Origin of the sequence: Nakamurella sp., from assembly GCF_044224575.1 — a bacterium.
Taxonomy (GTDB): domain Bacteria; phylum Actinomycetota; class Actinomycetes; order Mycobacteriales; family Nakamurellaceae; genus Nakamurella.
In genome coordinates this window covers 1-21,905 of record NZ_JBGAKE010000037.1, presented here as the reverse complement: position 1 = coordinate 21,905, position 21,905 = coordinate 1, and the positions used below count along the sequence as shown (strand labels likewise).

At 72.7% G+C, this 21,905-nt stretch carries 25 protein-coding genes and 1 tRNA gene; 9 read left to right on the top strand and 17 right to left on the bottom strand.

Features of this window, described 5'->3' with window-relative positions; genetic code table 11:
- Nucleotides 1–216: 216 nt before the first annotated feature.
- Nucleotides 217–828, bottom strand: a complete 612-nt coding sequence (locus ACILSK_RS24655; protein ID WP_395729831.1) for a hypothetical protein — start codon at nt 826–828, stop codon at nt 217–219.
- A 231-nt stretch (nt 829–1,059) separates the two neighbouring features.
- Here ACILSK_RS24655 and ACILSK_RS24650 point away from each other — a divergent pair, with 231 nt between their 5' ends.
- Together ACILSK_RS24650 and ACILSK_RS24645 are read left to right on the top strand one after the other, a co-directional pair.
- Nucleotides 1,060–1,914 (top strand): SDR family oxidoreductase, encoded by an 855-nt coding sequence (locus ACILSK_RS24650; protein ID WP_395729830.1) that lies wholly within the window; start codon nt 1,060–1,062, stop codon nt 1,912–1,914.
- A 17-nt stretch (nt 1,915–1,931) separates the two neighbouring features.
- On the top strand, nt 1,932–2,588 hold the full coding sequence (locus ACILSK_RS24645; RefSeq protein ID WP_395729829.1) for an HAD-IA family hydrolase: 657 nt from the start codon (nt 1,932–1,934) through the stop codon (nt 2,586–2,588).
- A 273-nt stretch (nt 2,589–2,861) separates the two neighbouring features.
- On the opposite strand, the gene ACILSK_RS24640 is transcribed toward ACILSK_RS24645, so the two are convergent.
- The 10 genes from ACILSK_RS24640 to ACILSK_RS24595 form a co-directional block, all read right to left on the bottom strand.
- Complete coding sequence (locus ACILSK_RS24640; RefSeq protein WP_395729828.1) at nt 2,862–3,692, bottom strand: anti-sigma factor; 831 nt, start codon at nt 3,690–3,692, stop codon at nt 2,862–2,864.
- Nucleotides 3,679–4,260, bottom strand: coding sequence for an RNA polymerase sigma factor (locus tag ACILSK_RS24635; protein ID WP_395729827.1), 582 nt, complete (start codon nt 4,258–4,260; stop codon nt 3,679–3,681). Before ACILSK_RS24635 ends, ACILSK_RS24640 begins: the two co-directional genes overlap by 14 nt.
- A gap of 15 nt (nt 4,261–4,275) precedes the next feature.
- Nucleotides 4,276–4,980 carry a class F sortase gene (locus ACILSK_RS24630; protein WP_395729826.1) on the bottom strand — a complete coding sequence of 235 codons (705 nt, stop codon included), beginning with the start codon at nt 4,978–4,980 and terminating at the stop codon, nt 4,276–4,278.
- A 118-nt stretch (nt 4,981–5,098) separates the two neighbouring features.
- A complete protein-coding gene (locus tag ACILSK_RS24625; protein ID WP_395729825.1) occupies nt 5,099–5,932 on the bottom strand; it encodes a DUF4397 domain-containing protein in 834 nt (277 codons plus the stop codon).
- A gap of 80 nt (nt 5,933–6,012) precedes the next feature.
- On the bottom strand, nt 6,013–7,680 hold the full coding sequence (locus ACILSK_RS24620; protein WP_395729835.1) for a serine hydrolase: 1,668 nt from the start codon (nt 7,678–7,680) through the stop codon (nt 6,013–6,015).
- A 98-nt stretch (nt 7,681–7,778) separates the two neighbouring features.
- Nucleotides 7,779–8,375, bottom strand: coding sequence for an energy-coupling factor transporter transmembrane component T family protein (locus tag ACILSK_RS24615; RefSeq protein WP_395729824.1), 597 nt, complete (start codon nt 8,373–8,375; stop codon nt 7,779–7,781).
- Between the two features lie 109 nt (nt 8,376–8,484).
- Nucleotides 8,485–9,165, bottom strand: coding sequence for an energy-coupling factor ABC transporter ATP-binding protein (locus ACILSK_RS24610; RefSeq protein WP_395729823.1), 681 nt, complete (start codon nt 9,163–9,165; stop codon nt 8,485–8,487).
- A 4-nt stretch (nt 9,166–9,169) separates the two neighbouring features.
- Entirely contained in the window at nt 9,170–10,369 is a 1,200-nt protein-coding gene (locus ACILSK_RS24605; RefSeq protein ID WP_395729822.1) for a thiolase family protein, read from the bottom strand.
- A complete protein-coding gene (locus ACILSK_RS24600) occupies nt 10,366–11,484 on the bottom strand; it encodes a fatty acid--CoA ligase family protein (protein WP_395729834.1) in 1,119 nt (372 codons plus the stop codon). Before ACILSK_RS24600 ends, ACILSK_RS24605 begins: the two co-directional genes overlap by 4 nt.
- Before the next feature lie 167 nt (nt 11,485–11,651).
- Nucleotides 11,652–12,254, bottom strand: a complete 603-nt coding sequence (locus tag ACILSK_RS24595; protein WP_395729821.1) for a biotin transporter BioY — start codon at nt 12,252–12,254, stop codon at nt 11,652–11,654.
- A 177-nt stretch (nt 12,255–12,431) separates the two neighbouring features.
- On the opposite strand from ACILSK_RS24595, the gene ACILSK_RS24590 reads away from it, so the two are divergent.
- Entirely contained in the window at nt 12,432–12,914 is a 483-nt protein-coding gene (locus ACILSK_RS24590; RefSeq protein WP_395729833.1) for a molybdenum cofactor biosynthesis protein B, read from the top strand.
- On the opposite strand, the gene ACILSK_RS24585 is transcribed toward ACILSK_RS24590, so the two are convergent.
- Nucleotides 12,895–13,299 (bottom strand): hypothetical protein, encoded by a 405-nt coding sequence (locus tag ACILSK_RS24585; protein WP_395729820.1) that lies wholly within the window; start codon nt 13,297–13,299, stop codon nt 12,895–12,897. The genes ACILSK_RS24590 and ACILSK_RS24585 overlap by 20 nt on opposite strands.
- Before the next feature lie 69 nt (nt 13,300–13,368).
- On the opposite strand from ACILSK_RS24585, the gene ACILSK_RS24580 reads away from it, so the two are divergent.
- Nucleotides 13,369–13,581: a hypothetical protein gene (locus ACILSK_RS24580; protein ID WP_395729819.1), complete on the top strand. Its 213-nt coding sequence runs from the start codon at nt 13,369–13,371 to the stop codon at nt 13,579–13,581.
- Between the two features lie 6 nt (nt 13,582–13,587).
- Here ACILSK_RS24580 and mscL read toward each other — a convergent pair whose 3' ends face one another.
- From mscL to ACILSK_RS24555, 5 genes are all read right to left on the bottom strand, one after another.
- Entirely contained in the window at nt 13,588–14,034 is a 447-nt protein-coding gene (gene mscL / locus ACILSK_RS24575; RefSeq protein ID WP_395729818.1) for a large conductance mechanosensitive channel protein MscL, read from the bottom strand.
- Between the two features lie 112 nt (nt 14,035–14,146).
- Entirely contained in the window at nt 14,147–14,803 is a 657-nt protein-coding gene (locus ACILSK_RS24570; protein ID WP_395729817.1) for an SAF domain-containing protein, read from the bottom strand.
- Nucleotides 14,804–14,909: 106 nt separating this feature from the next.
- Nucleotides 14,910–15,884: a PQQ-dependent sugar dehydrogenase gene (locus ACILSK_RS24565; RefSeq protein WP_395729832.1), complete on the bottom strand. Its 975-nt coding sequence runs from the start codon at nt 15,882–15,884 to the stop codon at nt 14,910–14,912.
- A gap of 257 nt (nt 15,885–16,141) precedes the next feature.
- The gene (locus tag ACILSK_RS24560; protein ID WP_395729816.1) at nt 16,142–16,492 is read right to left on the bottom strand and encodes an FmdB family zinc ribbon protein; all 351 of its coding nucleotides are present in this window, start codon (nt 16,490–16,492) and stop codon (nt 16,142–16,144) included.
- Between the two features lie 104 nt (nt 16,493–16,596).
- Entirely contained in the window at nt 16,597–17,241 is a 645-nt protein-coding gene (locus ACILSK_RS24555; protein WP_395729815.1) for a 5-formyltetrahydrofolate cyclo-ligase, read from the bottom strand.
- Nucleotides 17,242–17,352: 111 nt separating this feature from the next.
- On the opposite strand from ACILSK_RS24555, the gene glp reads away from it, so the two are divergent.
- The 5 genes from glp to ACILSK_RS24530 all read left to right on the top strand — a co-directional run bounded on the left by glp (nt 17,353) and on the right by ACILSK_RS24530 (nt 21,902).
- Nucleotides 17,353–18,576 carry a gephyrin-like molybdotransferase Glp gene (gene glp, locus ACILSK_RS24550; protein WP_395729814.1) on the top strand — a complete coding sequence of 408 codons (1,224 nt, stop codon included), beginning with the start codon at nt 17,353–17,355 and terminating at the stop codon, nt 18,574–18,576.
- 3 nt (nt 18,577–18,579) lie between these two features.
- On the top strand, nt 18,580–19,272 hold the full coding sequence (locus tag ACILSK_RS24545) for a GNAT family N-acetyltransferase (protein WP_395729813.1): 693 nt from the start codon (nt 18,580–18,582) through the stop codon (nt 19,270–19,272).
- A gap of 262 nt (nt 19,273–19,534) precedes the next feature.
- Nucleotides 19,535–20,671 (top strand): gephyrin-like molybdotransferase receptor GlpR, encoded by a 1,137-nt coding sequence (gene glpR / locus ACILSK_RS24540; RefSeq protein ID WP_395729812.1) that lies wholly within the window; start codon nt 19,535–19,537, stop codon nt 20,669–20,671.
- Nucleotides 20,672–20,739: 68 nt separating this feature from the next.
- The gene (locus ACILSK_RS24535; protein WP_395729811.1) at nt 20,740–21,534 is read left to right on the top strand and encodes a 2-phosphosulfolactate phosphatase; all 795 of its coding nucleotides are present in this window, start codon (nt 20,740–20,742) and stop codon (nt 21,532–21,534) included.
- Nucleotides 21,535–21,826: 292 nt separating this feature from the next.
- Nucleotides 21,827–21,902: transfer RNA gene (locus ACILSK_RS24530), tRNA-Ala, on the top strand.
- Nucleotides 21,903–21,905 lie beyond the last annotated feature (3 nt).

Genomic DNA, 21,905 nt, shown 5'->3' with positions numbered 1-21,905 from the left:
ACCTCAAACGAGTCCAGGACTCGCTCAACCAACGGCCTCGTCCGACGCTGGACCTCAGGACCCCAGCCCAAGCCCTGGCCCAGTTCCTGGCACGGGCCGCCTGATGACCCCCGTGTTGCACCGACCCCTTGACAAGGCCGGCCCGGATAACGGCAACGAGCCCATGATCAACTCCAGGTCAGGGCTCAGGCGTGGTTATGAGGAGCGCCCGGCGGATCAGACGAGGGCGGGCGAGGGGGCGGCGGCGCCGCGGACCCGGGCCGGGTACAGCGTGGTGAAGATGATGATCCCGGCGATGACGGCCAACGACACCAGGCCCAGGTACGGCCGGACGTCGGCCAGCTCGCCGAACTCGTCGGCGTAGGCGTCCATCGCCGAGCCCAGGATGTTGCAGGCGCCGAGCGCGACCATCGCGATGCCCCAGGCCGCACTCATGATCAGGTTGGTGCGGACGAACAGCGGCGAGGTCCAGTGGGCGCGGGGCGTCACGGACCGGGCGTAGCGCTGGGTGAACGGCGCGATCGGCAGCATGGCCAGCAGGAACGCACCGAGGACGAGCGCCTGGCCGGGCACGGCCCAGGTGAACAGCCACTCGTGCACGTTGTCCCCGGTCATCAGGGCAGTGACCGCGATCGTGGACAGCGGGATCAGCGAGCCCACGGCCACCTGGTTCGGCGAGCGGAGCTCCCGGGTGATGGCGACGCCGGCCATTACCAGGCCGAGGCCCAGCAGGGCGGACAGGGCGACCGACTGCGGTCCGATGAGCTGGACGACGATGCCGAAGGCGATCCAGGGGACGAATCCGATGACCATCGTGCCGGGCTTCATGTCATGTTCCTTTCGCCGGGCGCGCGGGATCGCCCGGGATTCGGGTGCTTCTCATGGGGTCGAAGTCCGCTCGCCACCGGAGTTTTCCCTGGTGGGAGGCGGTATGGCGCAATACTGCCGGGCGGTGAGGATGGAGACATCCGCATGGTGGCGGAACATTGCGGCGATCGGCGGTGTTGCGACGGAGGAACGTCACTTGAGCGTTCAAGTACTTGAGGAAGGGATTCCGCCATGACCGTCGCCGTCACCGGGGCCACCGGGAAGCTCGGGGCACTCGTCATCAGTGAGCTGCTGCGCACGACCGACCCGGGTTCGATCGTCGCCGTCGTCCGTGATGCGACCAAGGCTGCCGACCTGACCACCCAGGGGATCCAGGTGCGGCAGGCCGACTATGCCGACCCGCAGGCGCTTCGGGGCGCCTTCGATGGTGTGGATGCGCTGCTGTTCGTCTCCTCGAGCGAGGTCGGGCAGCGGGTGGAGCAGCACCGGAACGTGATCGACGCCGCCGCCGCGGCCGGGGTGGGCCGGGTCGTCTACACCTCGGCCCCGCGGGCGACCACCAGCACCCTGGTGCTGGCGCCGGACCACAAGTTTACCGAGGAGTACCTGACCGCGTCGGGCCTGCCGTTCACCATCCTGCGCAACAACTGGTACACCGAGAATTACCTCGGGCAGATCGAGACCGCCCGGCAGACCGGGACTCTCGTCGCGGCCGCGGGTGATGGTCGGGTGGCCTCGGCCAGCCGGGCCGACTTCGCGGCCGCTGCTGCGGTGGTGCTCACCCAGGCCGGGCACGAGGGCCGGGTGTACGAGCTCGGCGGTGACCATGCGTGGGACTTCACCGAACTCGCCGCCGCCCTGAGCGAGATCGTCGATGCGCCGGTGACCTACCGCAGTGTCGACGGGCCGACCCTGGTCGGGATCCTGCAGCAGGTCGGGCTGGACGCGGGGACGGCCGGCTTCGTCGCCCAGATGGACGACGACATCGCGCACGGCGCGCTGGCCGAGGTGACCGGGGAGCTGTCCAAACTGATCGGCCGCCCGGCCACCCCGCTGCTGGACGGCCTGCGGAATGCGGCCGGCTGACCCGTAGCATCCCGGGCGTGACGACCTGGCTGGTGGACGCGGTCCTGTTCGATCTCGATGGCACCCTCATCGACTCCTCCGGCAGCGTGCGGCGCAGCTGGCGCACGTTCGCCGACCACATCGGCCGGCCCTGGCCGGAGGTCGAGCCGCACATCCACGGCGTGCCGGTCGGTCAGGTGCTGGCCCTGCTCGAGCCGGACATGCCGGCCGACCGGGTGGCGCAGGCCACCGAGTTCATGATCACCACCGAATCCACCGACACCGACGGGGTCGTCGCCCAGCCCGGGGCGATCGACGCGCTGACCCTGCTGGCGCCGGACCGGGTCGCCATCGTCACCAGCGGCACCGTGCGGCTCGCCTCGGCCCGCATTGCCGCCGCCGGCCTGCCTCGGCCGGCGGTGGTGATCACCGCCGACGACGTGGTGCTGGGCAAGCCCGATCCGGCGCCGTTCCTGGCCGGCGCGCGGGCGCTCGGCTTTGCACCGGAGCGGTGCCTGGTGGTCGAGGATGCGCCCGCCGGGGTGATCGCCGCGAAGGCGGCCGGGTGTCCGGTCGTCGGGGTGTTGACCACCCACGACGCACTCGACGCGCCATCGGTGACCTCGCTGGACCGGATCGACTTCCGTCGGGTCGACGGTGGGTTGCAGGTCAGCATCCCGGACCGCACCGGCTGATCCATCGGCCCGCGCCCACGGAACGCCGCGGCGGTCGGGGCGGGACGCGCCGCAGCGCGGGTGCGCCCCACAGCCGCAGGGACTGCACCGCTGATCGAAGTCTCAATTCCGCGCCCGAATTGCCTAATTCGATGGGAGTTCGATCAGCGAACCGGTGCGCAGGCGGGTTCGATTCAGGACAGGCCCGATCAGCGCGGGTCCCGTCGGCGCGGGCCGGGCCGTCGCCAAGGCCTGCCGCCCGCCACCGGTGCCGGCCCCGACTGTGGCCGGCCGTCAGGCGAAGGTTCCGCGGATGAGGCTGATCCCGGAATGCGCGGGATTGCCGTCCGGCGGTTCGTCGGAGACGTCCACCGTCCGGTACTGGGTGGTGTCGATCCCGGCCGGCACGGTGAACGATCCGGAACCGTCCGCGAGGGTGCCCAGGGAGACCATCCGGCCGTCGTCACCGAACAACCACACCTCATAGGCGGTGGATGTCGGCGCGGGCAGGGCGGACGCGTCGACCCGCACCTGCTGCCCATTCCGCGCGGTCACCAGTTCGGCCGTTCCGACCTGCCCGTCCGACGTGGGCAGCGGCCCGCCCTGCACGGGCGTCAGCGGCGCCGTGGCGTCGACCGTGACCGAGCCCTCCCGGTTCTGCACGACGATCACCGCGCCGGCTCCGAGCGCGATACCCACGGCGGCCGCGGCGATCGGCGCGATCCACCGGTTCCGCCGGGCCGGCCGCGCGGTCGGCTCGATGGACGGCGTCGGCTCCGCTGCCGGCTCGGCCGGGCCGGGCACGGACACCAGGCGCGGCAGCGCCGGCGGGACGGCGGGCGGCCCGGCCACCGGCGTCGAGCCGGCGAACCCGAGGTCGGTGGAGATGGCCGCCCACACGTGGTCGCCGGGCGGCGGGGCGTCCCGGCCGTAGTCGGACAGCCCGGCGAGTTCGATGGTGCCGCGGAACGATTCGACCTGCTCCGTGCAGGTCGCGCACCCGGCAATGTGCTCGTCGACGCCGGCGCCGAGCTGCTCGTCCAGCGCGACCAACGCGAGATCGTCCGGGTCGGGGTGGGAATCCGGCTGGGAGGGGTCGGGAAGTGGCCCATCAAGATGTGGCACCGTCCACCTCCCAACGCTTCCGGAGTTGAATCAGGGCTCGTCTGATGTGGCTCTTGACCGTGCCGATGGGCAGCCCGGTCGTCGCGGCGATCTGGGAGTGGCTCAGTTCGCCGTAGAAGGCCAGCAGGATGACCCGTCGCTGTTCGGCGGGCAGTTTGTCCAGCTCGTTGCCGACCACCACCCGGTCGACCACCCGGTCGGCGGGGGCCGATTCGACGTCGGTCGGGGCGACCTGTTCCGCGGCGGCGACGATCCGCCGATCCCGGTCGAGCGCGGCGTACCGATCGGCGATCAGCCGCCGGGTGATGCCGAGCAGCCACGCCCCGAGGGACCCCTTCGTCGGGTCGAAGCCGGCCCGGCCCTTCCAGGCCCGCACGAAGACCATTTGGACCAAGTCCTCCGCGTCGTGCTGGTTGCCCAGCCGGAGCAGGCCCACTCGCAGCACCATGCCGCCGAAGCGGTCGTATGCCTCGCGCAGCGCCCGGTCGTCGCCGGCCTGGAATCGCTCCACCCAGCGCTCATCTGCCCCGGGCCAGGGCGGCCCGGGGGGCGGGTTGGGCTGCGACACGCCCCTGAGAGTAGGTCATGGGACCGATGGGATCGCGGTGACCGCGATGTTGTCGGTGTACTGCAGGCGAACGTCGTCGAAGGCGCCACCGCACGTGAGCAGGACGAGCCGGGCCGCGCCGCCCCGGTCGAACAGCCGGTCGAGTGGCGCGTCGGCCTTGTTCCACTGCTCCCGGGCCACCACCGTGAATTCGCTGACACCGCCGTCTTCATCGCCAATCTGAATCGTGTCGCCCGGGTTCAGATCGCCGATCCGGGCGAGGACGCCGACGCCCTGCCGGTAGTCGTCGACGTGGCCGACCAGGACGGACGACCCGGGTTCGCCCGGGAGGGGACCGAAGCGGTACCAGCCGACGGTGGCGATGTCGTCGGGCACCTGCACCTCGCCGTCGTCGGCGATCCCGACCGAGGACACCGGTGCGTCGACCGACAGGGTGGGAATACGGATGCGGTTCGGCGGCGAGGGCGGCGCCGGCGGTGGCGCGGGCGGCGGGATCTCCGATGACGAGACCGGCGCCGCCGGTGCTGAGCTGATCGCCGGTGCTGAGCTGACCGGCGCGGTCGTCGCCGGCGGGGCCGCCGCCAGGGCGGGTGGGACGGGTGGGGCTGCGGTGAGTTCGAGCGCCCCCGACGCGCCGACCGAACTCACCGTCTGCCCGGCCGGTTCCGGCCGGTCGACGACCCACAGCAATGCCGCCGCGATGATCAGCAGCGTCCCCACCGCCAGGCTGGTGGCAGCCCGGCGGTGGGGACGTGCCGTCGGCGACCGACGGGGGCGGCGCGGGACGCCCCCATCGGTCGCGTCCCGCCGGTAGACCCGGCCGCCGGTCAAGATCGGCTCAGTCGGTCCGGCCGGCCATCAGCCGGCGACCACCGAGTGCGACGAGCGCGAGACCGGCCACCGCCAGGACGGTGATGAACACGGTCAATGCCGGGTCAGCGGCCGGGCCGGTGCCCGCCGGGACCCCGCCGGGTGCGGAGTGCAGCCCGGAGACGGTGAACGAGACGAGCGCGAGGTCGCCCTTGTCGGCGCTGCCGACCGCGTGCACGAAGGTCGCGGTGCCCTCCGTGAGCGTGACGTCGGCCGGACCGATGGCCACCGTCGACGTGCCGGCCAGCACCACGTCGGCGCTCACCGTGCCCGCGGGCACGACAAGGGCGCCCTGGTTCGGGTTGGTCACGTCGGACAGCACCACGGCGCCTCCGGCCCGCACATCGACCGCCGGCGCGGCCGCGTCGTGCCGGACCACCAATCGGGCCTGACCGGCCGGAACCGTCGAAATGTCATTGGAATATGGCGTGAGCGTGGGGTTTCCGTCGGCCGACAGGTGGGCGACCAGCGAATAGCTGTTGCCGGCAGTGAGATCCGCCGTGGCGGACAGCACCGGGTTGGACGCGTCCGTCGCATCGGCCGCGGTGATCGCCACCGCATGGCTGCCGGCAGGCAGATCCAGTGGACCGGCCACGGTCTCCGGCTTGAAGTCGTCCAGGGCGCGTTGACCGTCGACGTAGACGTCGACAGTGAGGCCCGGAACCCCGTGTACGACATACACTTGCGCGGTATCAGCGGCCGCGGCGGGCGAGGCCGCCAGCAGCGCAGCGGCAATGGCGATCGTCCCGGCAGTGGTGGCGGCCAGAGTGCGCCGCAGACTCGTTCCACGAGTCTTTGTCATTGAGATCCTCCTCGATCCGGCGGGCGGCTGTCGAGGGGGTTACCGGTGCCCGGTGGCGATCGGATGCACCGGGCGGCCGATCAACGGCGGAAGACGCCCAGGCCTTCCTTGTTGTAGAACTCGACGGTCATGGCCGATGCCGGGGTCGACCCTTCGCTCCCGGCGCCCTCGAAGGTGACCGCCGAAATGCTGCCCTCCGGCGCGTTCTCGCCGGTGGGCACCATGGTGAACACCTGGCCGTCCCAGTGGGTCAACGGGAACTGCTGGCCGTCGGGTCCCAGGGTCAGGACCAGCCCGGTGCCCGCCTCGCTGACCGTCGCCGGTCCGACGTAATCGTTCTGGTAGGTGCCGACGTAGGCCGAATTGGGCGACGCGGCAACAGGAGTTGCCGGCGGGGTCTCGTTGGCCAGGGTGCCGGCCGGGGCGCTGCCGGGGGCGAATGCGGCCGCATAGAGCGGGCGCCAGTCGTGCTGGATGCTGCCGGATTCGGCGATGTCGGCGAATTCCTGGGACAGTGCCTCGGCGGCACCGATGGGGGCAGCGTTGGTCAGCACCACGATGCCCAGGTCGAGGTCGGGGATGCCCAGGAACGTGGTGCCGGCGCCGAGCCCGAATGCGCCGGAATGGCCGATCCGGACCCGCCCGGTGGCGTCGGTGTTCACGTTGAATCCGTACCCGTAGGAGGTGGCCCGGTTCACGATGGTCGCCGGCGTCGGGCTGCCGTCCACCGCTCGGATGTGCGGGGTGAGCGCCGCGTTGAGCGCCTGGGGGTCGATCAGCTGGGTGCCGTCGGCGGTCTTGCCCTCATTGAGCACCATGGCCAACCAGGTCGCGACGTCGGTCACCGAGGCGCTCACCCCGCCGGCGGGGGACTCGGCGTCCGGCTGCCGCAGGTACTTGGCCTGGTACTGCCCGTCGACCAGCACATGGCCGGCCGCGTGGTTGGGGTTGGCCTGGAAGTCGGCGAAGGTCGAGCTGGTGTCGGTCATGCCCAGCGGGCCGTAGATGTCGCGCTCCGACAGGGTTTCCCAATCGACCCCGGCGGCCCGGGCGACGGACTCGGCGCCGGTGGTGATGCCGAAGTTGGTGTAGTTGTAGACCGCCCGGAAGGGGTTGAGCGGCTCGTACTTCAGCTTCGACAGCACGTAGGCGCGGTCGTAACCCAGATCCTCCAACAGGTCTCCGGCATGGTCGGGCAGGCCCGACCGGTGGGAGTACATGTCGGCGACCGTCACGTTCGCGGTGACGTAGGGGTCGGCCAGGGCGAAGTCGGGCAGGTGGGTGACGACCGGCGTGTCCCAGCCGACGGTGCCCTTGCCGACCTCCTGCGCGATGACCGTTGCCCCGATCGGCTTGGACACCGAGGCCAACTGGAACACCGTGTCGGGGTCGACGGTGTCCGGCCGGCCGGTCTCGCGTACGCCGTAACCCTTGGCGAAGACGATCTCCCCGCCCTGCACGACGGCCACCGCCATCCCGGGGATGTTCGTCTCCTCAAGCATCGAGGCGGCCAGGCCATCGACCTTGCGGATAGCCGACTCGACCCACACCTGATTCGTCGGCACGCCGGGCACGCCCGCCGGGTTGACCGGCGGCTGCTCGGCCGCCGAGGCCGGCGCCCCCGAACCGGACGGGCTCGAGCCGGTTGCGCTCGAACCGGTACCGCTCGAGGCCGAGGTCGATTCGGCGTCCGACCCGGTCGAGGTACACGCGGCCACCAGCGCCAGAGTCAGGGCGGCGGGCAGCATCAGCCGGCGTCGGTTCACATCAAGCTCCCAGGGCGTCACCGTTGACAGATTGGGCAGAACTGTATGCCACAGTTTCCGTGGCCGTCTCGAGGCGGGATTCAGTCGTCCACGCCGCGCGCGGTCAGCGCGTCTCCGATCGCGTCGGCCCGCCGCAACGCCCGCACCACCGATGGCACGACCAGCGCGCGCAACGAGAAGCCGGCGCCGCGGGCCTTGCGGGCCTGGGACACGGCGCCGACGATCTCGACCATCAACGGGATGCACCTGATGGTCAACGCGAGCACCAGCCCGGCCCGGTCGGGATCCACCCCGAACCGGCGCAGCGGACCGAGCAGCCGCTGGCAGACGTCCAGCATCTCGGTGACCCGGGTGGTCAGCGTGATCAACGCAGCGATCGCCACGGTCAGCAGCAGGGTGCCGCAGGTCATCAGGGCCCGTTCCCACCCGGTGAAGATCACCTGGAACACCGCGATGAACAGCAGGAACCACCGCATCGGCCACAGCTGGGACCAGGTGACCCGGGCCGGGATCCGGGCCAGCGCGAACCCACCCACCACCGCGAGAGCCGCGACACCCAGCTGCCACGGCGCCTGGAGCAGGACGATCCCGACGATCGCCAGACCCATGGCGAGCAGCTTCCAACCCGCCGCCAGCCGGTGCAGCAACGACGTGCCCGGTTGGTACAGGCCGATCATGCCCGGGCCCCCGGGATCCCGGGCCGGTCGACCGCGGAACGTACGCCGGGCTGGGGCCGGCCGATACTCCGCGGGCTGCGCTGCGCGGGGGGAGCTCCGGGCCGCCTGGTCACGCCAGCAGTCCGGTGTAGGCGGGGAGCGCGTCGGCCGGTGGCCCGTCGGCGACGACGCGGCCGGCGTCGATGACCACCACCCGGTCGAAACCGTCCAGCAGGTGCAGGTGGTGGGTGACCAGCACCAGCTGTTCCGGCATGCCGTAGAGCAGGTCGCTGACCATCCGGGCGTTGCGCAGGTCCAGCAGCGTGGTGGGTTCGTCGGCGACGATCACCTGCGGCCGGGTGACCAGCACCGCGGCCAGGGCCAGCAACTGCTTCTGCCCGCCGGACAGCAGGTGGGTGGGGTGGTCCGCGTGCCCGGCCAGCCCGAACCGGCTCAGCGTCTCGGCGACCCGGTCGGCCAGCTGCTCCTTGGTCAGACCGGAACGACGCAACGAGAACCCGACGTCCTCGGCGACGGTCGGCATGACGATCTGATTGTCCGGGTCGGTGAACACGAACCCGACCTTCCGGCGCACCTCTCGCCCCTTCGCCGTGGTGTCCAGGCCGTCGACGGAGACCGTCCCGGACGTCGGCGAGACCAGCCCGTTGATCATCCGGGCCATGGTCGACTTTCCCGAGCCGTTGGCCCCGACGATGCCGACCCGGTGCTCGGTCAGGGTCAGGTCGATGCCGGCCAGCACCGTCCGCTCGCCGAACCGGTGCTGCACGTTCCTGAACGCGATCTCCGCCACCCGATCAGGCCTCCGGGTGGGCCAGCAGCATGGCCAGGCCCTGCCCGCCGCCGATCGCGCAGGCCGCCAGGCCCAGGCCGGACCCGGTCGGGCCGGTCGGGCCGGTCGCGCCGGCCGCTTCAACCGCTTCGGCCGGATCGAGCAGCCGGGACATCAGCCGCAGCAACAGGATCGCGCCGGAGGCCCCCCAGGGATGGCCGAGCCCGATCGCCCCGCCCTCCGCGCACACCCGGTCCTGGTCCAGGCCGAGTTCGTCGACGACGGCGAGCACCACCGACGCGAACGCCTCGGTGATCTCGACCGCGCCGACATCGGCCAGGCCGACCCCGGTCCGGGCCAGCAACCGGCGTACCGCCGGGGCCGGGGCCAGACCCGGCAGATCGGGCCGGCCCGCGGCGACCGCCGAACCGACCACCCGCAGGTACGGCAGGCCGGCCGCCCGGGCGGCGCCCGCGGTCGTCACCGCCAGGGCCGCGGCACCGTCGGAGACCCCGCAGGAGTTGCCGGCCGTCACCGTGCCGTCCGCTCCGAACGCCGGCCGCAACCGGGCCAACCGGCGCTCGTCGAGCCCCGGGCGGGGTCGCTGATCGGCCGACAACTCCGGCAGCGGCACGATCTCCGCGGTGTACCGGCCCGCGATCGCCGCCGCATGGGTCAGCGCGTGCGAACGCGCGGCGTACCGGTCCTGGTCGGCGCGGGTGATGCCGAGTTTGGCCGCCAGCAGGTCGGCCGCCTCGCCCATGTCCGGGTCCGGCTCGCCCGCCGGCGTGAACGGGGCGCGCGTGTAGCGAACCGGGTCACGCCCGGGCGCGCCCGGCCAGAACCGCCAGGGTGCGGTGCTCGCCGATTCCGCCCCGCCGGCCAGCACGAGTTCCGCGTCGCCGGACCGCACCCGGGCCGCCGCTTGCAGCACCGCGTCGAGGCCGGAGCCGCACTGCCGGTCGACGGTGACGCCGGGCACCGTCTCGCCCAGCCCGGCGGCCAGCGCGGCCACCCGGGCGATATCGCCGCCCGGGCCCATGCAGTTGCCCAACACGACGTCGTCGATGGGCCGGTCCAGAGCCGCCGCGTGGCGGGCGACCGCGGCCAGCACGGGGGCGCTCAGCCCGATGACGTCGACCCCGGCGAACGCGTGACCGGTGGTGCCGATGGCGGTGCGGCGGCCCGCGCACAGCACCGGGGCGGCGGGGTCGAAGCGGGTCACGGCGTCGACGGTAGCGGGCGCAGGACGGGCGCCCCAGCGGGTGCCGGTCGACCGTCGTCCAGCGCGGCGACCGCCGCTGACACGGCGTGCCGCGCCACCTTGCCGCCCGGCGTGCGCGGCAGTGAATCGGCGATCAGCCAGCGGCGGGGCAATGACTGGGCGCGCAGCCGCCGCCGGGCGTCGCCACGGATCCCGGTCAGATCGGCACCCGGGGCCGGCTGCACCACGGCCACGACCAGGTGCCCGAGCCGCGGATGCGGCACCCCGACCACCGCGACGGCGGCCACCCCGGGCAGCGTCGACAAGGCCTGCTCGACGTCCTCGGCGACGACCGTCGCGCCGGCCGTGGTGATCGCCGCATCCCCGCGGCCCCGGATCCGCAGACCCCCGGTGATCGCTCCGTCCGCCGCGTCCACGGCCTCGGCCAGGTCGCCGACCGTGGCGAACCCGTCCGGGTCTCGCCGGTACGGCCCGTCGACGCCGCCGGGATAGCCCAGCGACAGGTAGGGCGAGCGCACCCAGAGCACGCCGGCGCGGAGCTCGATCTCGGCACCGGGGAACGGCCGCAGCGGGCCGGGAACCCGGCGGGCGGCGACGAACGACAGCTCCGCGGCGCCGTAGTACTCGACGACCGCCAGCCCGCGATCCCGGGCCCGGGCCGCAAGGGCGTCGGGCAGCGACGCGCCGGCCACCACCACCGTCCGCAACGGGCTGTTCGCGCTGGCGGCGTCGAGGTCGTCGAGGTCGTCGAGTTCGTCGAGCAGGGTGGCCAGCCGGGACGGCACCGCGTGCGCCACCGTGGCGCTCGCCGGGTCGTCCACCAGGTGCGCACCCACGGCCAGGGTGTGCACGGCCGCGAACAGGTGCATCGTGGCGTGCAGCGGGCCGGTGAGCAGCACCCGGTCGTCGGGTCCGATGCCGGTCAGATCGCCGAAGGCGGCGAACGACGACGTCCAGGACGCAGCCGTGCGCAGCACCGGACGCGGGTGCCCGGACGTGCCCGAGGTGACCACCACCAGGAAGGTCTCCGGCGGGAGATCGGACGGTGCCGCCGCGGGAGGCCCGGCCGGGTCGGTGACCACGACCGGACGGCCCGCAGCGGCCGCCGCGAACACGGCGGTCAAGGCATCGATGGGGCCGAGCCCGGCGGTGCCGTCCGGCCCCGTCCCGTGCGCGGCCGCCGCACGGACCGACGCCGTGAACCGCCGGTAGCTGACGGTGCGGCCGCCCGTGGTGATCGCCGGTGCGTCGTCGACGCGGCCCGGCCGTAGCTCCGGCCAGCTCAGGAGGCGACCTTCTCCGACGGCGGTTGGGTCCCGGCCGTCACGACGCCGGGAATCAGGCCCGGGTAGGCGCGATGCACCTGCTTGACCACGATCGCGGCGATGACCGCCTTGAGCACGTCGCCGGGCAGGAACGGGAGCGCACCGGTGAACGCGGCGCCCCAGCTGCCGGTCCGGATCGCCAACCAGGTGATGCCGAACACATAGATGACCAGGGCCCCACCGAGCAGGTTGACCAGAATGCCCTGCCACAGCGGGTAGCGCGGCAGGATCCGGGCGGTGAGCAGACCGATGACCACGACGCCGGCCAGCCAGCCGACCAGGTAGCCGGCGGACGGTCCGGCCCACACTCCGAGGCCGCCGCGGCCACCGGCCAGCAACGGCAGGCCTGCGGAGGTCAGGACCAGGAAGACCAGGACGGCCAGGAAACCCTTCCGGGCGCCGAGAATCCCGCCGGTCAGCATGATGCCGAGGGTTTGCAGGGTGATCGGGACACCGGTTGAGCCGATGGTGATGCTGCCCGGGAGGCCGAGCGCAGCGATCAGCGCGGCGAAGATGGCGATCTGCGCGAGGTCGCGCGCCGTGCTCTTGCGGTTCGCCATAAAACACAGTCCTTCGAATTCGGGGGAGCGGGAGTGACAAAACGGACGGTATCGCGATTCCCGGTCCCGGCGCTCGCGTAGACCTGCATTCGTCGGGGTGGTCCGCCGGGGGCGCCATCCCGGGTGACGGCCGGGTCGGACCCGCTGGATAGGGTGAGCCGCAGTCCCACCGAGCCGATGCGATCGGGCGCATCGGCCACGTCGAGGAGGCATTGCGGTGTCCGCCAACCATCACGCCGGTCGCGCGCCGGTGCGCTCGTCACCGAGTTGCTGGCCGAGGCGGGCTTCGTCGTCGACGGCTCGGTGGCCGTGCCGTCCGATGAGGTGGCGATCCGGACCGCGCTGAACACCGCGGTGATCGGCGGCGTCGACCTCGTCGTCACGGTCGGGGGCACCGGGGTGTCCCCGCGGGACGTCACGCCGGACGTCACGTCCGAGGTGATCGATCGCGAGCTGCCGGGCATCACCCAGGCGTTGCGGTGGTCCGGGATGGCGGCCGGCGTCACCGACGCGGTCATCTCCCGCGGTTTGGTCGGGGTGTCCGGCTCGACGTTGGTGGCGAATATCGCGGGCACGCGAGCCGCCATCCGGGACGGCATGGCCACGCTGACCCCGCTGGCCATCCACGTCATCGAGCAGCTCAGCGACCCGGAGGTCTGAGCACCCGCTCCTTGATCCCGTCGACCGCGTCGCCGACCAGTTGACCGGCCGTCCCGGCGACCGCCTTGGCCTGCTCGACCGCGGGTCCCGCGGCCTGGATGGCCTTCCCGGCCACGTCGCCGGCCACCGCCTTGGCCTTCTCCACCACGGGTGCGGCCTTGCCGAGCACCGGGCCGGCGACCTCGCCCGCCTTGTCCATCACCGGACCGGCCACCTCGGCGGCCTTGAGCACGGCGTCGCTGGCGGCGTTCTTGGCCTTGTCGATGACCGGCCCGGCCGTCTGAGCCGCCTTGGTCAGCGCGTCCCCGGTGGCGTCCTGAGCCTTGCGGCTCAGGCCGTCCGCGGCGCCCTTGGCCCGCCCGATGCTGTCGTCGATCAATCCCACGATCGCTCCCGCTGACGGCCCGACGACCGGGCCGTCAGGCGACGTCGCGGGCGGTGGAATGCTGGCAGCATGAACCTACCCGGCAGTCCCGCACCGGACCATTCGTCCGAGTCGCCGGAACCCTCGGTCACCACACGGACCGACCGGCGGCGGATCGACGAGATTTTCGGTGACGTCTTGCCGGACGTCACCGGGGATGAGCGGGACGTGCGGCAGGCGTCCGACCGGGTGACCGAGGACGACCGGTGGTACCTGGACAACCGGCCGCCGCACCACGGCTGAGCGAGCTCAGGCGCCGGTCTCGGGCGCCTTGGCCGGGCCCATGGTTCCGGCGCCGCTCGACGCGGTGTTCTGCTCGCGCAGCAGGTTCCGGATCTCCATCAACAGCTCGACCTCGGTCGGGTCGGCCTTGACCGGCACCTTCTTCTTGGCGGCGAGGTCGGAGAGCTTCTTCATCGGCGCGACGAAGACGAAGTAGACGACCAGGGCGGTGATGGCGAACGTGATGATCGCGTTCAGGATCGCGCTGATGTTGATGTACGACTCGGGCTTGCTCGGGTTGACGTAAAAGCCGATCGAGCCCGTGTCGACGCCGCCGAGCGCGTTGAGCACCGGCTGGATCAGGTTGGCCGTCACCGCGGCGACGAGCGCGGTGAACGCGGCGCCGACGACCACCGCGACCGCGAGGTCGACCACGTTGCCGCGCAGCAGAAAGTCCTTGAAACCCTTGATCATGGTGTGCCCTCCGCACGGAATTGCCATCCCCGGACGGCCGACCCACCGCGCTGTGGCGTGGCCCGGGATGCCCCGACGTGCGATCCCCGAGATGACGCAGCGACCATACCGATCAAGTGAAGCGCAGGGCAACGGTGCCGGTCAGCGCGGCGGCGACGACCCGATCGGCGCTGTCCGGCGGAACGGCGAGCACGACCGGCGGCGCCTGGTCACGGCGCACGTCGGACGGCGGAGTCAGCAGGACCACGGCGTCCGGCACGAGAATCGCGGCCGAACCGTCGTCGGCGACGGCGACGACGGCCACATGCATGCCCGGCCGGAGCAGCTCGGTCACGGTCGCATCGGCGAGCTGGATCGGCACGGCCACCCGGTCGGGCCCCGGCTGCGGACCCACCGGGTCGACCAGCCGGACGTCGGTGAGCACCTCCCCGCGCCGCGTCGCCCCGGCCAGGGTCCGGCCGACGGCCAGGGCCGGGCCGGTCAGGGCGCCGTCCGGGGGGTCGAGGACGGCCGTGCTCACCAGGTCCGGTTCGGCAAGGACCGCCCCGATCGGGAGATCCCGGGCGAGGACCACGACCCGGACACCGTCCGCCGGCCGGGGCGGCACCAGCAGCAGCAACGCCGCCGTCAGGGCCAGCGCGGCGGCCGCGCCGCGGCGGAGGTTGCGCGGCAGCCGGCCACCGCGCCGACGGTCCGACCACCGCTGCCGGATGCGGTCCGGCCACCGCGGCTGCAAGCTCCGCCCGGGGCGGTCGGTGCGCGTCGTCATCGGTGCGACGGTAGGCGCTCGCATCCGGGTCGCGGCAAGAAATGTCGGGGCTGTGGACAACCCCTGTGGACAACTCCGGTGGACAAACTCGAACAACTGCCGGGGGTCAGGCCGGCGCGAGCCGCAGGATCCGGTCGTCCCCGTCGCGGACCTCGCCACGGCCGTCCGTGTTCGACGTGATCAGCCAGAGGCTGCCGTCGGGCGCGACGGCGACGGTGCGCAGCCGGCCGTAGACGCCGTTCAGGTGCGGGATCGGGTCGCCCGTCAGCTGCCCGTCGGCGTCGCCGGCCCCGGGCAGGAGCGGGATCTGCCAGAGCTGCTGGCCGCGCAGGCCGGCCATCCACAGGGAGCCCCGCCAGTACGCGAGGCCGGACGGGGACGCCTGATCGGTGGGCCAGACCCGCTGGGGGTCGACGAACGCGGGATCGCCATCGTCGCCGGCGAAGCCCTCGACGACGGGCCAGCCGGCGTTGGCGCCGGGCCGGATCAGGTTCAACTCGTCCCAGGTGTTCTGGCCGAATTCGGCCGCCCACAGCCGGCCACGGTCGTCGAACGCCAGGCCCTGGACGTTGCGATGACCCAGGTCGTAGCCGGCGCCGCCGGCGAGCGGCGGGTCGGTCGGATTCCCGGGAGCCGGTTGCAGGTCGGGGGTCAGCCGCAGGATCTTGCCGCCGAGAGCGTTCGGATCCTGGGCGGCCGGCCGGTCCCCGGCGTCGCCCGTTCCCACGTACAGCAGGCCGTCCGGCCCGAACGCCAGGCGGCCCCCGTTGTGGATGCCCGCCTTGCCGATGCCGGTGAACCCGACCTGTTGGTTGGTCAGGGCCCCGTCGGCCAGGTCCACGGTCGCGATCCGGTTGTCCTGGGCGGTGGTGTAGTACACGTAGAGCCGGCGGTCCGTGTCGAAGGTCGGCGAGACGGCGACGCCCAGCAGGCCGCCCTCCCCACCGTGCTCGACGCCGTCGATCGTGCCCACCTCGGTGACCGTTCCGGTCCCGTCGACCAGGCTCACGGTGCCCGCGTCTCGGCTGGTGACGACGGCCCGGCCGTCCGGCAGGAAGCCCAGTCCCCAGGGCGAGCTCAGGCCGGTCGCGACGGTGCTGACCTGCAGGCTCGCCGGAGTGACGGCGTCGGTGGAACCGGGCGTCGCGGTTGCCGCGGCCGGGCGGGACGGCTCGGTATCGCCGGAGATCGGTGGGGCCGGCGAGATCGTGGTGGCGCTCGGCCCGGGTGCGGCGTTGCCCGAGCAGGCGCCGAGCGCGGTCAGCGCGATCAGCCCGGCGGCCAGGCCGGGCCGCCACCCGCGGCGGGGTCGGCCGCAACGGGTGCTCGGTCGGACGATCAGCTGGCGGCCTTGGCCGTGGTCGAGCTGCCGGAGCCGGTCGATGACGAGGTCGACTTGCCCTCGCCCGAACCGCCGCTGCCGCTGCTCGACGAGTCGGACTTGGCCGCCGGCTTGTCCGACTTGCTCTCGGATTTGCCGTCCGCGGCGGCTGCGGTCGAGGCGGTCTTGCCGTTCCGCGAATCGGTCCGGTAGAAACCGCTGCCCTTGAACACCACGCCGACCGACCCGTACACCTTGCGCAGCTGGCCGGCGCACACCGGGCAGTCGGTCAGCGAATCGTCGGTGAACGCCTGCACGGCCTCGAAACGGTGGCCGCACGAGGTGCACGCGTATTGATAGGTGGGCACGGATCCTCCGGGCGCGGGGTGGTGATGAGGCGTCCTGGCACTCAGAAGCTTCGAGTGCCAGATTCGATGATGCGCCCGAACCGGTGGCCCGCGCAAATAGTGGCTCATCCGGTCGGCAGCCGGACCAGGCCGTGGCCGGGGGTGATGACCGCGGTGACGGCCCGGTCGAGGGCGTCGTGCGGCACCGCCGGGCCGAATTCCTCGTCGTACACCAGCGCAATCAACTCATCGGGTCGTTCGCCCCGCAGGCGGGCGCGCAGCGCCAGGGTGCGGTCGTAGTGGCCGCCGCCGCGGCCCAACCGGTAGCCGTCGGCGGCCACGGCCAACGCCGGGACCACCACCACGTCCGCCGCGTCGATGGCCTCGCTGCCCAGCCGCGGCCCGGCCGGCTCCTCGATGCCGAGGCGACCGGGCCGGGTCGCCTCGGTGTATTCGCACCACTGCAGCGGTGCCGGGCCGGTGACCACCGGAACCAACACCCGCAGGGCCCGCGCGAGCCGCGGCAGCAGGGCCGGATCAAGGGGTTCGGTCGGCAGCGGCAGGTAGGCCGCCACACACGACCGGCCGACGAGCGCCGCGGCCAGGTGCTCGGCGACGGCGGCGCGGGCCGCGGCCCGGTCACCCGCGGTGCGGGCTCGACGGGCCGCCAGCAGCGGGATCCGCATCGCCCGTTTCGCCGCGGCGACGGGATCGTCCCGGTCGCTGTCGGCGTCCATTCCGGCGTCCGTCGGGGGTGGAAGTGTTGACACGCCGCCACGGTAGGCGCCCTTCTGCGGTGTCGGGTCGTGGACCACACGGCGATGGGCGTTACCGTTGGCGACCATGAACCCCCTGGCCGTCAACTGCCCGGCGGTACCGCGATGAGATCGGTGTCCGAGCAGCTCGAACGGGTGCTGGCGATCGCGGTGACCCCGCCGCCGGTCCGGACCGCCATCTCCGAGGCGCAGGGCCTGCTCTGCGCGGAGGAGGTCGTGGCATCGTCCGCGCTGCCGGCCTTCGACCAGGCGGCCGTCGACGGCTATGCGGTCCGGTCGGTCGACGTGGCGATCGCCGCCGAGGGCCATCCGGTGGTCCTCCCGGTGGTCGGCGAGATCGAGGCCGGCGCCCGCACCCCGCACCGGCTGCAGCCCAACCAGACCGTGTACGTGGCGACCGGAGCGGCCATGCCCACACTGGCCGACGCGGTGGTGCCGCGCTCGCACACCCAGGGCGGCGGTGCCCGGGTCTCGGTGATCAAGCCGGTGGAGTCGGGCAGCTACGTCCGGCGGACCGGCGAGGACGTGCAACCAGGTGACGTCGCGGTGCGCCTCGGGGCGTTCATCGGGGCCGCGCAGGTGGGACTGCTGGCAGCGGTCGGGCGGGACAAGGTGCTGGTGCACCCGCGGCCCCGGCTGTCGATCATCTCGGTGGGCGACGAGCTGGTCGACGTCGCGCGCACACCGGGGCCCGGCCAGGTCTACGACGTCAACTCGTTCGCCCTGGCCGCGGCGGCTCGGGACGCCGGGGCCGATGCCACCCGGATCGGGATCGCGCCGAGCGACCCGCGCCGGCTGCGCGAGCTGGTCGAGGCGCGGCTGCTGGTCTCGGAGGTCGTCCTGATCGCCGGCGCCGCGGGCGGGCGGAGCGCCGAACTGGTGGTCGAGGCCCTTGCCGATCTGGGCACCCTGGACCTGTCCCGGGTGGCCATGCAGCCGGGTTCCGCGCAGGGTTTCGGGTTGCTGGGCACCGATCGGGTGCCGACCTTCCTGCTGCCGGCCAACCCGGTCTCGGCGCTGGTCGTGTTCGAGGTGGTGGTCCGTCCGCTGATCCGGATCATGCTCGGGCGGGCCAATCCCTACCGGCGCACGGTGATGGCGAAGTGCCTGGAGCCGATCATCTCGCCGCCGGGGCGTCGTCAGTTCCTGCGCGGGCAGTTGATGCGCGACGACGAGGAGGACTACCTGGTGCACGTGCTCGGCGGCAGCGGCACGCACCTGCTCGCGTCGCTGGCCGAGGCGAACTGCCTGGTGCTGATCGACGAGGAGACCACATCGGTGCCGGTGGGTCACGAGGTACCGGTGTCGTTCCTGGCGCAGCGGGCCTGACCGATGAGCCCCGTGGCGTACCCGGTGGTGGCCGGCGGGGCGCACCCGGGCTGGCCGGCCAAGCTCGGGCCGTTGCCGACGGTGTCCGGGATGGTGGCCGGACGGCCGTTGCACCGGCGGGATTTCGCCGAGTGGCAGCACGCGAGGGTGCGGGACGAGGCGCTGATCCGCCGGTGGGACGCGACCAGTGAGCTGACCTGGGAGCAGCGGCACAGCCGGGCGATGTGGCACGCGCACCGCACCCTGCTGCGGGTCGGTGCCCGCCGCGGCGAGGTGGTGCCGTTCGCGATCACCGTCGACGGCGCCTTCGCCGGGCAGGTCACCCTGGGCGGGATCCAGCGCGGGGCCCTCCGGTCGGCGTGGGTCGGGTACTGGGTCGATTCCCGCTACCACGGCAAGGGGGTGGGCACAGCGGCGGTCGCGTTGCTGGTGGCCCACGCGTTCGGCCCGGTCGGCCTGCACCGGGTGGAGGCGACGATCTCACCGCAGAACCTGGCGTCCAGGGCCGTGGTGGAACACCTGGGGTTCCGGCCGGAGGGTGAACTGCTGCGATACCTGGACATCGACGGGGCCTGGCGGGACCACCTGCTGTTCGGACTCACCGTCGAGGAGCTCCCCGGCGGGTTGACCCAGCTGCTGCAACGGTGGCGGCTGTCCGGTTCGGGTTCGGCGCCGCCGGCCCGCGAACCCCGCTGACCCACCATCTGCCTACTCGTGCTCCCTCGCCGCGCGGATCATCTCCGCCGGTCTTCGCGCGGATCATCTCCGCCGGCGCGCATCAAACTCACCGCCGTTGTGACTGGTGTGACTGGAGTCAACGACTTCATCCGCGCGACCGATTCTGATCAAAGCGCGTGTTCCTACCGGGACCAGCGCTTTCGGCGCTCTAGCGTGCACGAGACGAGTCGTTACCGTCGTCGCGTGCCGAGTGCGACGCTGATCGGAGGAGGACCTCCGGGTGAGTATTCCCACGTCGCTGATCGTGGTCCTGCTGGTGGTCGCGTGGCTTGTGGTGCTGGTGCCCATGGTGGCCAAGCGGCGGGACAAGGTCCCGCGGTCGGAATCGGGTGGTCAGGGCTTCCGGGTCCTGCGCCGGGCTCAGGCGACCCTCAAGCGACGACCCAAGCGCACGACTAAGGCCGACGGAGAACCGTCGGCGGACCCCGCGCCCGCGGAGGCGTCGTCGACGGTTCGTGAGCGGACGCTGGTCCCGGTGGGGGCCGCGGCGGACCAGCGGCCGCAGGACGCCGCGGAGGAGTGGGCGGCCGCCCATGCCGGCCGTGCCGGCCAGGTTCCGGCCAACCGAGGCCGGGTCGCCGACGCTGATGAGGCCGTCGAGCCGGCGGACGGATCGCCCCAGGGGTCGTGGCCGGCGTGGCCCGCCCCGCGGCCGGCCGATACCGGCTACGACGAGTCGCCGACCGCTGAACATCGCTTCCCGGCGCCGGACGACGTGGCCGGTCAGGCCGGGCTCTGGGCCGACGGGTCCGACCCGACCGCTCGCCCCGAAGCGCCTGAGTCGTCGGTGACCGAATTCCCGTACGCGCAGGCGCCGCGGATCCCCAACGAGGTCGACGAGCAGGAATGGACGGAACACGCCGCCGCTGCGTCGGCGCCCGCGCGGGGCTACCAGGTGGACGACGAGGCCTTGCGGCCCACGCCGCGACGTCGGGGTCGCGGCGGCTACGACCCGGAGGCGGCCGAGGCGACGCGGGCGTACAAGTACCGGCAGCGGCGCCGCGTCACCCTGGCCCTGACCGCCGCTTTTGTCCTGTTCTCGGTGGTAGCCGTCCTTTTGGCGAGTTGGCTGTGGGTGGGCGCCGCCGTCAGCGCGGTGCTGCTGGCCATGTACCTGATGTACCTGCGCCGACAGGTGAAGATCGAGGCGCAGATCCGGCAGCGACGGATGGAGCGGCTGCAGCGGGCGCGGCAGATCCGGCCGGAGTACGGACGCGGTCGGCCACCCGCGCGAGCCACCCGATCGGCGGCCGGTCCCGGTCGAACCGTGGTCGACCTCGACGATGACGACCCCACGTTCGATCACCTCGACCCGTACGATCCGCCTGTGACGTACCGGCGGGCCGCGGGCCAGTGATGGCTCGGGGCGCCGCCTCAACGGCGGCGCCCGGGTGGGCTCCGGACCACAACAGGGGGAGGGTGACGATGTCGTCCCCGAGAAGGCAGGCGCCGCTCTCGATCGACCCGTATACGCAGAACGGGTTCAACGTCCGCTTCGAATGGGGCGCCAACGGGGCGACCGCCATCGCGGCCGGGGCCGGCGCCATGATCGTCGTCGACGTGCTGTCGTTCACCACCACGCTGTCGGTCGCCGCGGACGCCGGCATCGAGGTGTTCCCGTTCCGAGTGCGTGACGCGACCGCCGCCACGTTCGCCGCGACCCGCGGGGCCATGCTGGCGGTGGGCCGGCGAGAAGCCGGGGACACCGGAGTCAGCCTGTCGCCGCTGTCGGTGCGGCGCGCGGTGGCCGACGGGACGCTCACATCGTCCTCCAGGCTGGTCCTGCCCTCACCGAACGGTGCCACCGTGGCCCGTCAGCTCGCCGAGACCGGGGTCCCGGTCATCGGCGCCTGCCTGCGCAACGCGTCCGCCTGCGCCAACTGGGCCGTCCGCGCGGTGCGCGGGCCGATCGGCGTCGTCGCCGCCGGGGAATGGTGGCCGGGCGAGTCGTTGCGGCCCTCCGTAGAGGACCTATGGGGCGCCGGCCTGATCATCGACGCGCTCGCCGCGGCCGGTGCCGGGCCCATGTCACCCGAGGCCGCCGCCGCCCGGGCCGCCTTCCGTGGCGTCGGCCGGAACCTCGCGATGGGTCTGGCCGCCTGCGCGTCCGGGCTGGAGTTGGCCAACGACGGCTACGGCGACGAGATCGCCGTCGCGGCCGAGGTCAACTCGTCCCGCAAGGTGCCGGTGCTCACTGGGGAGTCGTTCAAGGCGGCGTGACGGGCTGGCCGCTGGTGGGGGCGGGTGCGGCCCGGACCGGCTCGGGTGGCCGGGCTGACACGGCGGGCTGGTCCGGTTGGCCGTCGGGCCGCGGGCCGGTCGGGCCGCGGGCCGGATCGGGCTCGGGTGTTTGGTCGGGCGGTGGGATCCACACCAGCGGCCTACTTCAGCGGCTGATGTGGATCTGGACCCGACCGCCGGCCGGCCGGGCTCCGGGGTCGGTCGGGCGATGGCGCGAACGGCTCCGTGGCGCTGCTAAAGTAGTTCCGGTTCCGACACCCGCCGGAGCCATGGGGCTGTAGCGCAGTTGGTAGCGCGCTTCGTTCGCATCGAAGAGGTCCGGGGTTCGATTCCCCGCAGCTCCACCACGT

Bases quoted from the DNA above. Each gene is read 5' to 3' on its own strand.
- ACILSK_RS24580 (WP_395729819.1), top strand. From the start codon at position 13,369: ATGAACCTACCCGGCAGTCCCGCACCGGACCATTCGTCCGAGTCGCCG.
- mscL (WP_395729818.1), bottom strand. From the start codon at position 14,034: ATGATCAAGGGTTTCAAGGACTTTCTGCTGCGCGGCAACGTGGTCGAC.
- ACILSK_RS24620 (WP_395729835.1), bottom strand. From the start codon at position 7,680: ATGCTGCCCGCCGCCCTGACTCTGGCGCTGGTGGCCGCGTGTACCTCG.
- ACILSK_RS24570 (WP_395729817.1), bottom strand. From the start codon at position 14,803: ATGACGACGCGCACCGACCGCCCCGGGCGGAGCTTGCAGCCGCGGTGG.
- ACILSK_RS24590 (WP_395729833.1), top strand. From the start codon at position 12,432: ATGCGATCGGGCGCATCGGCCACGTCGAGGAGGCATTGCGGTGTCCGC.
- ACILSK_RS24615 (WP_395729824.1), bottom strand. From the start codon at position 8,375: ATGATCGGCCTGTACCAACCGGGCACGTCGTTGCTGCACCGGCTGGCG.
- glp (WP_395729814.1), top strand. From the start codon at position 17,353: ATGAGATCGGTGTCCGAGCAGCTCGAACGGGTGCTGGCGATCGCGGTG.
- ACILSK_RS24545 (WP_395729813.1), top strand. From the start codon at position 18,580: ATGAGCCCCGTGGCGTACCCGGTGGTGGCCGGCGGGGCGCACCCGGGC.
- ACILSK_RS24535 (WP_395729811.1), top strand. From the start codon at position 20,740: ATGTCGTCCCCGAGAAGGCAGGCGCCGCTCTCGATCGACCCGTATACG.
- ACILSK_RS24595 (WP_395729821.1), bottom strand. From the start codon at position 12,254: ATGGCGAACCGCAAGAGCACGGCGCGCGACCTCGCGCAGATCGCCATC.
- ACILSK_RS24655 (WP_395729831.1), bottom strand. From the start codon at position 828: ATGAAGCCCGGCACGATGGTCATCGGATTCGTCCCCTGGATCGCCTTC.
- ACILSK_RS24650 (WP_395729830.1), top strand. From the start codon at position 1,060: ATGACCGTCGCCGTCACCGGGGCCACCGGGAAGCTCGGGGCACTCGTC.
- ACILSK_RS24625 (WP_395729825.1), bottom strand. From the start codon at position 5,932: ATGACAAAGACTCGTGGAACGAGTCTGCGGCGCACTCTGGCCGCCACC.